Here is a 13592-nt window from a genome sequence, read left to right on the forward strand (position 1 = left end):
TTGATTACGATTCCATTGACCAGCGCAAGCGAACACAAACGCCACCCTGAGCAGACTCACTGATAGAAACCTCCCCTTGCCCTGCGAACAAAGCTTCAACTCGCTGCTTGAGATTACTTAAACCGACGCCAGAGCCCATGTGCCCACTCACGTGATTTAAGCCAACACCTGTGTCTCTGACTTCAATCAGCAAGTTCTGTTGTTCGCGCTTAATCAGCAAACGGACTTCACCGCCTTCTCGCTTCGGCTCAATACCATGGATGATGGCGTTTTCGATTAAGGGTTGAAGCATCATCGGCGGTAACTCGCTTCTGCCTAACCCCTCTTCCACTTCAATCTTGTAACTGAGTCGGTCACCCAAACGAGTTTGCTGGATGCCTAAGTAAGCCTCAAGTAACGCCGTTTCATTGTCTATGGTGGTGTGCTCTTCACGTGAGCTTTTGAGCGTTGCACGCAGCAGCGCGGTTAACTGTTCTAGCATCAGCTTAGCTTTATCAACATCTTGCGACATGAGCGCACTGATATTTGCCAAGGTATTAAATAGAAAATGCGGCTCAATCTGGCTTTGCATCTGCTTAAGCTGACTAAGTAATAGTGCACGATCTTGCTCTGCTTTCTCGCGTTTGATGGCTTCCAACTCTCGTTGAGCGATTGCATGTTGCTCGCGTGAGTAGAAATAGAAAAAGCACATGGCACTGAATAACAACCCCATGAGTCCAACCGATAGCATACCTGAGATGCCGAAATATTCTCCGAGCCAAAACTGGGCGTTTACCACACCGAACAATAAGCAAGCCGTCAGCGAGATAGCCACTTCCGCCAAACGAGGAATGGTAGGAAACAGGCGGTCGACAAGCCATGAGAAGAAGATAGCCGAATAGCCAAATCCAAAACTCACCATAACATGAACGTAGAATGAGCCCCCCCAAACAGAAAGCGTCATTGCTGCGATAAAGAGACAAAATGCCGTGGTCACTAATAAGCTACGCGACCATCCACTTTTCACCACTGATTTTGCTGAACACATTTAGAATTTCCCTTTGATGTTAAAAACAATCATATGCTTATCATTGATTTGTGCGTAAGCAGATTGGTCGTCTCCGGTTAAAAAGCGTGCGGCAACTTCCACTTCTACACTTTGATCGCCGGTATCAATCCATTGGTAGTTAAGCCACTGCGTGACAATCACACCACCATCTTGTGGCGCCAACATCACATCCAACGTAGGGGTTACATCACTTAGCCAGCCCATATCCGCTTTACCGTTCCATGCAGCCCACGCTTCCAAATCCCAACTCCAGTGCAGCATTACGTTATGCTGAACGATATTGGCATGCTGAAACCCTTGGGCGTAGCTTGTCGCAAGTAGAGCGCTGCTAGCCAACAGAGAGTTGTTAGGTTCAGGGAGCTGAGAGAGTAATTCGCCACGCTCTATTGCTTGCTGCCATTCGCTTTTCGACCATGCTCGGCTGTCGTACCAATATTCAGCAATCACGTTGTGTCCGGCTTGGTTTGCCCAGTTCATCCCAACTAAAGCTTGGAATGCGCTTCCCTGTTCCTCAACTGAAACGGGTTGGTAAAGATCATCCTGCTGAAACTGATAGCCGACACTTTGCTTTTGCCACAGCATGGAACCGTGCATGGCGATGGATTCATCCCACACGGCAATGGCACTGGCTCCGAGTAAACCTCGGCGCACATCATCGTAATAACCAATAAGTTGATACTCGGTGTCTCCCACCAGCGCATAACGACGAATACCAACTCCTTGTTGCTCTGCGGCTTGATCAAGTGAACTTTGGTCTTGTTGCCCCCAGCTTGAATCGGTCGCAATGACGGTCCATTCGCCGGCCATATCGTAGTGTGAAAGTGAAAACACGCCCGCGCCCTCTTCTGCGACTAAGCCAACAGGGTTTTGTCGATACGGCTTAAACAGATCCAAAGGTCGGTAGCCATAACCCACACCCCAATCCACGCGCAACTTACCTAAGCTCACATCAAGCGTAGTGTCACCGACTTGCCACTCCCCTAGCCAAGCCAGCTCTCTAATCAACAACTGGTTATCAGCTTCACTCCACCAATCACTCTCTCCTTGTTGATTGAGGTACAAACCTTGGCTGTACAGAGCAAACAAGCCACTGAAGTTTTGATAATTCACCTGCACATCCAACAGTGCATTAAGTGAATCACGAGAACTGCTCTGCGCTTGTATAAATGCGCTGTCACGCTGCTTGGCCGTTTCGTAACTGACAGCCCAATCCCACTCAAAACTCAGTTCATCATTGGCAAAAGCAGGGGCTGACGCGCCCACACACAATGAGGCAGCAATCAACAAACTGGTGCTTTTGTTAAGGTTAGGCTGGTGCGATTTCATGTAACTTCCTTGCTCGTTTTCATGGTTCTATTTACGGAGTTCAGGCTAAAGCTGAGTCGTATTGGCTTTAGGCAGATAGCTTGGGTTGTAGAACTTGTTATCCAGTTGCCAAGGCACGATTTCTTGGTACTCGATAACGGTCTTTTTGCTCGGCTGAATGCTATCAAGCAAGGTCATCTCACTGACGTAGTCTTCACCGTTGTCGGTTGCACGTCCGTATTGCGCTTGCTTGGCGAGTTTGCCAGAGCGCAAGTAAAGATCGGCTTTGATAGGAAACGCATCTTGCTCAGACAACCACAAGTCGATCTTCTGATAGCTCGCCCCTTTGGTCTTCGCGGTTAGAGCAAGATGATAAGCCGCGACACTTTCTCCGTTCACCGAAACGGTTTCTGTCGCTTTCCATTCACCTTGATAATCTTGGCTCCACGTCAGGGTTGAGATGTCGCCGATAGACGCTTCCCCAAGCAGCTTTTGCATCGGCGTAATGCGAATCGGACGGCGGCTCTTAGGCATTTGCAGCCAGTAGTTGTCGCCCATCATCAGCATCTTTTGCCCAGCTTCGACTGCTGATTTGAACACCACTAGCGATTCACGATTTGGACGCGTGTACACGTGGTAAAGGCGGGTTTTATCTAACTCTTGGTCTTGATATAAGCGCACCAGTGACACCACTTTGGAGGAATCATCTTGCAAGCGGTAGCTGTCGGCTTTTTCAATCAATTGCGCAACTTGCTGTGCATCTAGCGCTGTTTCATTTGCACTGACATTCATGCTTGCAACGCCGCTTACCGTCAGCAGTGCAATTGGTAATAGTGATTTGAAATTAAACATAAATCAGTGCCTCCGTAATTGGCTTGTTCACCCCTTTGCGCGCCGAGAAAAACGCCGCAACCAAACAAATCATCATTACTGCAAATCCTGCTATGGCTACCAGCTCCCAAGAGAAGTAAATCGTTAATGGGTAACCTTCTGTGCGTCCTGGCGGTGGCGGCATTTGCACATCCACGACCATCAGTAAGACGGTGACTAGCGCCGTAAACAAAGCACCGATTAAGCTGCCAATCACGGCAAGTAACCCTGCTTCGCGCAAGAACCCAGCAATGATTTCGCGAGGGTAGCTACCAAGAGCCGACAAGGTGCCGATTTCACGGGTGCGCTCGGTGACCGACATGGTCATGGTGTTGAACAGGGCGACAAAGACCACCAACGCCATTACTGCGCCCATGATGCCGAAGATACGGTCGTACAAATCTTTCACTTTGAGATAAAAGAACGCACGTTCTTGCCAAGGCGTAATTTCAATATCTTGATCACCAAAGTTCTGTTTTTGCTTACTCAGAACCGAAGCAACTTGTTGCTCGACTTGGTTAGTTAAACTGGTATCGAACAGAAAGACAGATAACGCGCTGACTTTGTCTGAACCGAGCAGCGATTGCGCGCTGTTGATGTGCACGTACAACTGGCGTTTATCAAGCTCAGGTACGCCGGTTGAGTAGATGCCACGTACTTTGAAGTCATACGCATTCAATGCGCCATCGGTAGTGGTCGCCAGCAAGGTAATCCAATCGCCAACGTGCACGCTTAGGTTGTTCGCCAAATCAACGCCGAGCATCACTTCTGGCTCTGCTGGGTCATAACGCGATGCATGAATGTTCGAAAGTGTTTGCCCTTCACGCACGTCCAAAAACGGTCCTTTCATATCGAATTCGCGTTCGTTAACACCAATGCCGATAAAGATCGATGACTTGTTGCCGTTGGAAATCAAACCGCTGAACTCAACTCGTGGCTGCACACCTCGCACTTCATTCAACCCAATCAATTGCTTGGTGATGTCGTCGGCGTGAGTTAACCCGTTACTCAGCGGCATCTCTTCTTCTTTGGCGAAGTAACCCGGAGTGGTTAACGTCAGATGCCCCGTGTCACGCGCTGTCGATTCTTTCAAACTGTCATAGGTGTACAGACCAAAACCGCCCGCACTGGTTAACGCAAACACGGCAATAGCGATGATCAGCATCGACAACAAACTGCGACGGCGATTGCGTTGCAGGTTCAACCAAGCAAGACGAACCGAAACAGGAATTAGCTTGCCCATGAAACCTCCTCCACACTTGCGTGCGTTTGGGTAATTTTGCCATCCACCAATTCAATGGTGCGGTCACAACGGGATGCCATGCGAGGGTCGTGAGTGGCGACGATAAAAGTGGTGCCTAGCTCGTGTCCGAGCCCTTTCATAATGTCGATGACCTTGTTGGCAGTTTGGCTATCAAGACTTGCGGTTGGCTCATCAGCAATCACCAATGCTGGTTTGTGCACTAAGGCGCGCGCAATTGCCACGCGTTGTTGCTGACCGCCTGATAGGTTATCGGGCATGTGATGAATAAACTCGCCCAAGCCAACGTGTTCTAGCATTTGTGTGGCGAGCTCGGTTTGTTCAGCTTTTGAAAAGCCGTTGAGGTGTAACGGATACGCCACGTTCTCTAGCGCCGTCATCACGGGGACAAGATTGAATTTTTGGAACACAAAACCAAGCTTTTCACGACGCATTTTCGCCGCCTGCATTTGCCCGGTTGGGTATGGGCTGCCTGCAAACGTCACCTGACCTTGGTATTGAGTATCCAGCATACCAAGCACGTTAAGTAAGGTGCTTTTGCCTGAGCCAGACGGTCCACACAGAGCCACCATTTCGCCAGCAAACACTTCACCAGACACGTCTCGCAATGCACGCACGGTTTGGCTGCCAAGGGCGTAATCGCGACTAAGTTGATTAAAAACGATCATGACGCCTCCCTAATACTTCGCTAGCAGCGCTTTCGCGGTTTGCGTTTCTAAATTGCTGTCACCCAACTGCTCCATTTGCACTAACCATATTTTGGCTTGTTGAACGTCTTCAGCGCGCAGCGCTGCTTCAATGGCGTAGCGATAAATCCAAGACGTTGCGGCGAAAGGTTGTTGGCTAAAACTCGGCTCATCGAGCAATGAAAGGTACAGCTCGTAGCCACGCTCAAAGTGATTGAACATGTCAGGTAGAGAAGTAAAGGTGGTGGCTGCCATGGCAGTGGCCAGTTGGTATTCCGGCAAGCCTTGTAAGCGTTGTTGCTCTTGCAGTGGTACTGGCTGATTCACCATTAAATCCAAACCTTTTTGGATTGTGGCAAGACCCCTCTCGGTGAACTTCATCTTGTTCCAAGGCATAAACGCTTCACGACCTTGCAATGTCTCAGCACTGCCTAAATACACCAAGGTCACTGGCGTTGCGCCCTGCTCTTCGAGTTGTTTGGATAATTCGCCGTAAACGGTATCAACTAAGCCAGAGTCACCCTGCGCTGCTTGGTTGAATTGACTGAGTGTGCGCTCGCTTGGGTTAGCCAGAGCCAAATTGCTGCTGAGTGCAAATGCGGCGATAAAGGTACTTGCCAGTTTAAGAGCTTTGATTGAGCGAGATTGAGAAACCATCATGTACTGTCCTTAGTTGAACGTGATTTGATGGTTTCAGATTAAGGGAGAAGATCGCACGCTGCTTTTACATGCGACCAATGGCAGTTATGCGGAGTGAATGGTATTGAGAGAGGATGAATGGTTTCGCTTCTCTGAAGCCTGCAAAATCGCTTCGACCATTAAGGTCAGCGCTTTAGGCTGATAGTTACGCTGACGATAAACCAAATAGGCTTCGCGATCCCCGCGGCTATAGGATGGTGCGACGCGCACGAGATTCAATTCAGGCTTAACGTGGCGTAATGGGATCGACGCAATTCCCAAACCGTTTTCCACCGCTTTGATCACTGCGGTTATGTCATTGACCACTAAGCGCGGCTTGCAGTTGAGCATGTCCACCAGCTTGTCTTGTTGGTAGATAGGCACTTGTGTGGTGTGTGTGCTGGCTACCCAGTCTTGCTTGGCTAAATCTTGTAAGGTTTCAATATTGCCGCCCGCTTGCACCAGATATTCAGGGCTAACAAAGAAAGCGTGCTCTACTTTAAACAACGGGCGCGCGATCATATCGTCCAAACCATCCAAATCGAACGTCACCACTAGATCACGATCGGTTTCTGGAATCGAATTCACTTGGCTAAGCAGAAGATCAATGGTCACTTTTGGATAGGTTTTGATGTAATCCTCAACCACCTTATCGACTAAGTCATTGTAAAAGCGGCTTGGCATCACCAATCGGATTCGCCCCTCCACTTCTTGGCTTTGCTGATTGAGCTGCAAGATGCCGGATTCAATCTGCGACATCGCACTGCTGAGCTGATCAAACGCCTGTAAGCCTGTCTCGGTTGCCACCAACTCACGTCCCTTCTTCTCCAGTAATCTCAGCCCTAGACGCGCTTCCAGCGCCGATAAACGACGAGACATAGTAGAGACCGGCAGTTCGAGCTTTTTCGCCGCCGCGAGCAGAGAGCCTTGCTCAACCACTGAGCAAAACAGGTACAGATCATCAACGTTTCCAAATATGGAATTCATACTTCTTCCATTGGTTATTTTTTCCAATTTTAGATGAGTATAACCTAGCCCACGTAGAAAAGAGACCCGAATATGCCGTGAACGCGGCGCGTAATAACGAATGAATACTAGGTACAGACGTGAAAGAAAATTTTTATAAATACGCGATATACACTGTTTTTTCAGCGGCTGCTTTGTTCTCCGCTTTTTTAGTCACCTCAGACAATGTTTCCCCTTTCACCACCCAAGCGACACTGCATCGTAATGTCGCAACCATTGCGCCGGAGGTATCTGGTGTGATTACGGATGTGATGGTGAATAACGGTGAATTGGTTGAAAAAGGTCAGCCACTGTTTGCTATCGATGCCAGCAGCTACCAATTGAAAGTGGCACAAGCCAAAGCCGAACTGCGCCAAGCACGTGAATCAGATTCCGCGAAATGGCAACAATTGGCAGCAGCGAAACAAACCCAAAGCCAACGCGAGTTCGAATACCACAACGCGAAGCAAAAACTGGCGCGTAACCAAAAACTTCGCAATAAAGGGCTAGCAACTGAGCAAGAGCTGGATGACGCGATCACTAATACACAAGTCGCCAGCAGTGCGGTGGAAGCAGCGAACGCAGAAGTGAAGCGCATTGAGGCAGAGCTTTCTACTCAAGACCGTACGGCAGCTATCGAGTTGGCAGAAGCAAAACTTGCCAGTGCGGAGCTGGACTTAAGCCATACCCAAATCGTGGCGCAAACCGAAGGCGTGGTAACGAACTTGCAACTGCAATCAGGTAGCTACATCACACAAGGCACAGCGTCATTGATGCTGGTGGACGAAGCCCATGCGTGGATCAGTGCAGACTTCAACGAAAAAGGCATTGATAAGCTAACTAATGGTCGCGAAGTGTTGGTGTCCTTCGATGCGCTACCGGGCAAAGTATTTAGTGGTGAAGTCAGCAGCCAAGAGCGTGCAATTTACGATACCAACAATGCTAATGGACAGCTTTCTAGCGTGACCAATGATACTCGTTGGATCCGTGAGCAACAGAAAGTGCGTACTCGCATTACAGTTAACGAGTTAGATCCTTCTATGATTTCTGGTTCACGAGCAAGTGTGATCGTTGAAAGCGGCAATCCAATCATGGATGTCATTGGCTCAGCTTGGATTCACTTGGTAGCGATGTTCCGCTACATCTACTAGGGGGTGAACCATGTGGACCTTCGAAAGCCTGTTTCAAAGTCGTTCTGAGCGTAATGAAGCACTGCGTGTCGCCCTTACTGTGACAATTTGTATGGTGCTGGGCAAACTGCTGAACCTTGATTCTCCAGTTTATCTGGCGCTGTACCCAACCATCATCATGACCAAGAACAAAGACTATTCTTGGCTTGGTCTGCTTCGCACCTTGCTACCTACGTTATTAGCAGCAAGTGCAGCATTAGTGGTAACTGAAGTGTTTTCGCAGCATCCGTTTGTGGTGTGGACCATTAGCTTGTTCTTCTTCGACTTTATGCGCCGCAGAGCGACCACGCCGCCGAAGAAAGGTCAGATGCTAATGCCAACCTTCAACTGGATTCTGATTGTGGTGTTTGCTCAGCATACCACCATGGACATGCCAATGCGCATTCATGAAATCCTGCTATCGATGCTGATAACCATGGTCGTCGCAAAAACCATGGTGACTCTGTTCCCTGTTGAACGTGGCGGCAAACCACCAGCATTTGAAGAAGAGCCTGTTACGTTTGAGAACCGAGCGATTTCACTCGCGTTGATTGGTCTTGGTGTGGCGTTCTTAATGATTGTCGACATCATCTCAGCAACGTTTTGTTTGGTGCCAGTGATTGCCGCAGCAACGCAAACCACACACAAAAGCTTTATCGACGTGGTTGACCGCCGTTTTCAAACTCAGGTGGGCGGCTGTGCATTAGCTGTAGTGTTCACCTTGTTGATGGCTGGGCATCAATCCACGTTCGGTTACTACACCATCGTATTGGGTCTGCTTGCCTTTATGATTACCGCATCAATGGCAAAAGCAAAAGGTCCAGCCAAAGACGTTCATGCTGATGCATTATTGGCGACCATGTTGCCGATTCAACTCTACATGACCAGCAATGAACTGGGCTTGGAGAGCACCTTCCTCCGAGCTTGGGAGCTCACCGTGACTTTATTTGTGCTGTGGGCGTTGTACCATTTCACGCACAAGCCAGAAAAAGCCCAAGCCTAATCATGCCATCGCCTTAAGTGCTCAATACTTAAGGCGAATCTGCTCATTTCATTGCGCTGTCTGTACCAATTTCCATTTCAACCTTATAAAAAGTGTGGCGCAAAGCCTCAGCCTGGTGTATTTATCCTTCCCACGGCTTTCCAGGTCAGCTTACCCATAACAGGCGGCGTCGCACACTCCTCTCTTGCACACCTTTGCGTGGTGTCTGTTATTTCCAAATTGGATTCTTAGCATCGGAATAGTTTGAGCTCGCAGAGTTCTGGTTGTTTTCGCCCCGCATTGGGGCGTTTTTAGGTTGTAGAAGATGAACAAGCGTTTCTTCCCTAGGATTGATTTGCCATTGCTGATGGCGATCATTCCGATCATGCTATTGAGTTCACTCACTCTCTGGAGTGCCAGTGGATTTAATGAAGCTATGCTATTTAAGCACCTCGCTCGATGCGGTTTGACGCTGGTGTGTATTTTGGTCATGTCGTCGATTCCTGCGTCCAGTTATCAACGTTCAGCGCCTTATTTGTATCTGGTTGCGGTTTCGCTCTTGGCTGCCGTTGCCCTGTTTGGTGATAGCACCAATGGCTCACAGCGCTGGCTTGATATTGGCTTCTTCCGCTTTCAACCCTCTGAGCTGATCAAGCTCTCCATTCCCATTATGATCGCGTGGATGCTGCATCTAGAAGGTGGGCGACCAGACATTCGAAAAATTGCTTTCTGTTTGCTGATCACCTTTGTGCCTGCGGGCTTGATTGCCTTACAACCAGACTTGGACGGCGCTATCTTCACCGTGATTTACGCGTTGTTTGTACTGTTCTTTGCAGGCATGAGCTGGAAGATCATTGGCGGCTTTTTGGTGAGCATTCTAACGCTGGCACCAATACTTTGGTTCTTTGTGATGGAAGCGTATCAAAAGAGCCGTGTAACGCAGTTCTTGCACCCTGAATCGGATCCACTGGGTTCAGGCTACCAAATCATCCAATCATTGATTGCGATTGGTTCTGGCGGCATGAAAGGTAAAGGCTGGATGAATGCTACTCAAGGTACGTTAGGGTTTATTCCAGAGAGCCATACCGACTTCATCTTTTCGACCTACGCAGAAGAATGGGGATTTATTGGTTGTGTGGTGTTGTTAGCGTTGTATTTATTCATTACGGCGCGTGTGATGCTGCTAGCGTGCCAATCTGAGCATTTCTTCAGTCGCTTAGTGAGTGGCGCATTGGCGATGAGCTTCTTCCTCTATGCCTTCATCAACACCGGCATGGTAAGTGGCTTGTTACCAGTAATGGGCAGTCCACTGCCGTTCTTTAGCTACGGTGGTACGGCGATGCTGACTCAAGGCATCTGTTTTGGCGTGATCATGTCGCTGTGTTATTCCAAGTACCGAAACACCTAAACGCTAGCCACAATAAAAAAGACAAACAACACGATCAAAAAAGGCTTCCCTCGGGGAAGCCTTTTTTTACAACTGGAGAACCGAATTATAGTTCGCCGTTGTGGTATACCTGCTGAACGTCGTCACAGTCATCTAGAAGGTCTAGGAACTTCTGGAATTTCTCTGCGTCTTCGCCTGTTACTGGCGTGTTCGTTTGCGGTACGAATGTGATTTCTTCAACGTCGATCGTTAGATCTGGGAATGCACCGTTAAGCGCAGTTTTTGTTTTGAAGAACTCTGTGTGAGGTGCGAATACAGTGATAACACCATCTTCTAGCTCAACGTCAGTAACGTCCACATCTTCCATCATCAGCGTTTCTAGGATGATTTCATCATCTTCGCCTTTGAACTGGAATACAGCTTGGTGATCGAACATGTGAGAAACAGAACCTTCAACACCAATTTTCGCACCCACTTTAACAAAGCATTGGCGAACGTCTTGGAATGTACGGTTACCGTTGTCTGTTAGACAGTCTACGATCACGCTTGTGCCGCCAGGACCAAAGCCTTCGTAACGTGCTGGAGTGTAGTCTTCACCACCGCCGCCGTTCGCTTTGTCGATCGCTTTATCGATAACGTGTGCAGGAACTTGGTCTTTTTTCGCTTTTGCGATCAGGTGCTTCAGAGACAAGTTCATGTCTGGATCACCACCACCGTTTTTCGCGCACATGTAAATTTCTTTACCGTATTTGGAATAAACTTTAATTTTTGCGCCTGCAGTTTTCGCCATAGAGGCTTTGCGCACTTCAAAACTTCTTCCCATCGGGATGTCTCTCTAAATTCAAATTTAATGCGAAGGATTTTAGCAAAGAGTGAACAGTTTTACCTTTCACCTTGCAAAGGAATGGGGAGGAAACCTCATTCGCCGCTGTGGTTTACACCAGAGCCACGGTTCGCTTTATGCGACACCCATTACTCGTTTGTACTTATCGACCGCCTGTTGAAAAAACACTTTCTCGTCAGCGTCGTTAATCTTAGACAGCTGTTCGTCTATTACCTCAGGACCAGATTTCGCTTCTTTAAGCTTCCAAACTAAAAACGACGCTTGTTTATCAAGCTCGACTTTGTTTTTCTCGTCAGGCGGCAACAGGGATAGATTGAACGACATTCACAGCCTCAAGGTACTTTAATAAATACTAGCCGCGCACTATAGCACACAGATTTGACTTTTAAGAAGTGAAACGCACTTTACTTGATCAATTTCAAGTTGCTTGTTTTGGATTCGATCGCGTTTGCAAGGAGTCTGGTAGATATCGCTCAAAGATTTGCTGTAACCGTTCTTTCGTCACCGGCTTAGCAACAAACTCATTCATGCCAACATCAAAACAGCGCTTTTGATCTTCCTTGATGACATTCGCACTCAAAGCAATGATCGGCACTTGCTGTCCCCACTCGTCCATCTTGCGAATGTTTTCAGTGGCAATAAATCCATCCATCACTGGCATTTGACAGTCCATCAATATCAAATCGAATTTATGCGCTTGGCATTGCTGGAGCGCTTCTTCACCGTGTTCGGCAACATTCACCTGCATTCCGAGTTTTTCTAGCATCATGCGTACCACTTTCTGGTTCACTGCCGTGTCTTCCACCACCAGAATCCAAGGCTTCCCCTCGTCTTTGGCTGAGTTAATACACTCAGAAGTGATGGCATTACTCTCACCATTCGGAAAATCGAACACATTTGGTGTCTGAGGAGAAATAGCCTTTTCACTGACGATATTGAGTGGAATAGTAAATTCAAAACAACTGCCTAGACCGGGTTCACTGGTCAGACGGATTTCTCCGCCCATCACTTCGACCAAACTACTGCAAATCGCTAAACCCAAACCAGTACCGCCGTACTTACGAGTGGTACTGCCATCAGCTTGCTGAAACTTCTCAAACACCGCTTGTTGGTTCTCTTTGGCAATCCCAATACCCGAGTCCACAACACGAAAATGCACGCTGGCAACACCCTCTTCTCGGCTCACCTGCGACACCATTAACTTAACATGCCCGCGCTCTGTGAACTTCACCGCGTTACTGAGCAGATTGCTTAGCACTTGTTTGAGTCTGCCAACATCCCCTTCGACTTCTAAAGGTAACTGAGGGTCGATATCACAAACCAGTTGAAGATCTTTTTGCTGAGCTTTGACAGTATGAAGACGCCCGACCTCGTGAAGTAAATCGAGTAGATTGTAGGTCGTGGTTTCTAACTCAATCTTACCCGCTTCAATTTTGGAAAAGTCGAGGATGTCGTCGATGATGACCATCAACGAGTTTGAAGAACTGTTAATGATAGAAACGAAATCTTTTTGTTGATCATCGAGTTTGGTATCTCCGAGCAACGAAGCGATACCGATAATCCCGTTCATTGGCGTACGAATTTCATGGCTCATGGTGGCAAGAAATTCGCTTTTCTTACGGTTTGCCACTTCAGCTTTGTCACGTGCCTCTTCGATTTCAGCTTGGTGTTCTTTCACACGCTCAACACTTCGGTTGTATTTGCGTTCCAACAAACTCACTTCATCAAAGAACCAACGTTTTGGCAATGTCACTTTACTAGGTACATGACCGCCACTGAAATCGCTCACCGCACCGGAGAGCAACTCTAGTGGTTTCACCATCAAACGAAATGCCACCCATAAAACACCAATGATGAGTAAGAAGATCTTGATCGCTTCCGCGATCACGAGAAAAAAGAAGGTTTGCCATAACCCTTGATAGATCGGGCTAAGATCTGATTGCACCGTCACTTCGGCAAGATCATAAATTTTCGTCCCCATTTCGTATTTCAACGGCCATTGACGCTCGATCCGATCTTCCGTTAATGCGCTACCTAGTTCGAAGATCACTTCATCTGGGGTGGCAATTCTTAGATAGTCCACAGAGGGTAGGCGCATTGCGCCTTCAGCCTGAGTGCGTAACAGTTCTCTATCTTCAACCCACAAACTGGCAGAGAAACTGGAAAGGTAGCTGGTTTTTACCTGTTCAAGTTCTACATCTAGGCGAGCGAGATCATCGTTGAAATCACGATAAAGGCTGATCGAAGAGATGATCACGGTAAAGATTAAACTCAACGCAAAAATCGCCAGCATCAATTGATTTCCGATACTAAATCGGCGTTGAGCTCGCTCTTTTATCTCCATATGAAATCGCTCC

General features: G+C 48.0%; 13 protein-coding genes. 3 read left to right on the forward strand and 10 right to left on the reverse strand.

The window, feature by feature from the left end; genetic code table 11:
* Window positions 1-4 precede the first annotated feature (4 nt).
* The 7 genes from NL647_RS09180 to NL647_RS09210 all read right to left on the reverse strand — a co-directional run bounded on the left by NL647_RS09180 (window position 5) and on the right by NL647_RS09210 (window position 6835).
* Window positions 5-1027 carry a sensor histidine kinase gene (locus tag NL647_RS09180; protein WP_253650037.1) on the reverse strand — a complete coding sequence of 341 codons (1023 nt, stop codon included), beginning with the start codon at window positions 1025-1027 and terminating at the stop codon, window positions 5-7.
* On the reverse strand, window positions 1028-2374 hold the full coding sequence (locus NL647_RS09185; protein WP_253650038.1) for a hypothetical protein: 1347 nt from the start codon (window positions 2372-2374) through the stop codon (window positions 1028-1030).
* Window positions 2375-2419: 45 nt separating this feature from the next.
* Window positions 2420-3205, reverse strand: a complete 786-nt coding sequence (locus NL647_RS09190; RefSeq protein WP_061009073.1) for an outer membrane lipoprotein-sorting protein — start codon at window positions 3203-3205, stop codon at window positions 2420-2422.
* On the reverse strand, window positions 3198-4466 hold the full coding sequence (locus NL647_RS09195) for an ABC transporter permease (RefSeq protein WP_253650039.1): 1269 nt from the start codon (window positions 4464-4466) through the stop codon (window positions 3198-3200). Before NL647_RS09195 ends, NL647_RS09190 begins: the two co-directional genes overlap by 8 nt.
* Window positions 4454-5152, reverse strand: a complete 699-nt coding sequence (locus tag NL647_RS09200) for an ABC transporter ATP-binding protein (protein ID WP_005374479.1) — start codon at window positions 5150-5152, stop codon at window positions 4454-4456. Before NL647_RS09200 ends, NL647_RS09195 begins: the two co-directional genes overlap by 13 nt.
* A 9-nt stretch (window positions 5153-5161) precedes the next feature.
* Window positions 5162-5830, reverse strand: a complete 669-nt coding sequence (locus tag NL647_RS09205) for a hypothetical protein (protein WP_253650040.1) — start codon at window positions 5828-5830, stop codon at window positions 5162-5164.
* Between the two features lie 84 nt (window positions 5831-5914).
* Entirely contained in the window at window positions 5915-6835 is a 921-nt protein-coding gene (locus NL647_RS09210) for a LysR family transcriptional regulator (RefSeq protein ID WP_050918524.1), read from the reverse strand.
* A 119-nt stretch (window positions 6836-6954) separates the two neighbouring features.
* Here NL647_RS09210 and NL647_RS09215 point away from each other — a divergent pair, with 119 nt between their 5' ends.
* The 3 genes from NL647_RS09215 (at window position 6955) to rodA (ending at window position 10412) form a co-directional block, all read left to right on the forward strand.
* A complete protein-coding gene (locus NL647_RS09215; protein ID WP_017189797.1) occupies window positions 6955-8004 on the forward strand; it encodes an HlyD family secretion protein in 1050 nt (349 codons plus the stop codon).
* Window positions 8005-8014: 10 nt separating this feature from the next.
* On the forward strand, window positions 8015-9025 hold the full coding sequence (locus tag NL647_RS09220) for a DUF2955 domain-containing protein (protein ID WP_005443463.1): 1011 nt from the start codon (window positions 8015-8017) through the stop codon (window positions 9023-9025).
* Between the two features lie 304 nt (window positions 9026-9329).
* Window positions 9330-10412 (forward strand): rod shape-determining protein RodA, encoded by a 1083-nt coding sequence (rodA, locus tag NL647_RS09225; RefSeq protein WP_005428884.1) that lies wholly within the window; start codon window positions 9330-9332, stop codon window positions 10410-10412.
* A gap of 85 nt (window positions 10413-10497) precedes the next feature.
* Here rodA and NL647_RS09230 read toward each other — a convergent pair whose 3' ends face one another.
* The 3 genes from NL647_RS09230 to NL647_RS09240 all read right to left on the reverse strand — a co-directional run bounded on the left by NL647_RS09230 (window position 10498) and on the right by NL647_RS09240 (window position 13579).
* Window positions 10498-11214 (reverse strand): YebC/PmpR family DNA-binding transcriptional regulator, encoded by a 717-nt coding sequence (locus tag NL647_RS09230; RefSeq protein WP_017189799.1) that lies wholly within the window; start codon window positions 11212-11214, stop codon window positions 10498-10500.
* Between the two features lie 135 nt (window positions 11215-11349).
* A complete protein-coding gene (locus NL647_RS09235) occupies window positions 11350-11559 on the reverse strand; it encodes a DUF3283 family protein (RefSeq protein WP_005448858.1) in 210 nt (69 codons plus the stop codon).
* Between the two features lie 94 nt (window positions 11560-11653).
* Window positions 11654-13579: an ATP-binding protein gene (locus tag NL647_RS09240; protein WP_253650041.1), complete on the reverse strand. Its 1926-nt coding sequence runs from the start codon at window positions 13577-13579 to the stop codon at window positions 11654-11656.
* Window positions 13580-13592: the final 13 nt, after the last annotated feature.

Origin of the sequence: Vibrio sp. Y29_XK_CS5 (genome assembly GCF_024181835.1) — a bacterium.
In the GTDB taxonomy this organism is placed as follows: Bacteria; Pseudomonadota; Gammaproteobacteria; order Enterobacterales; family Vibrionaceae; genus Vibrio; species Vibrio harveyi.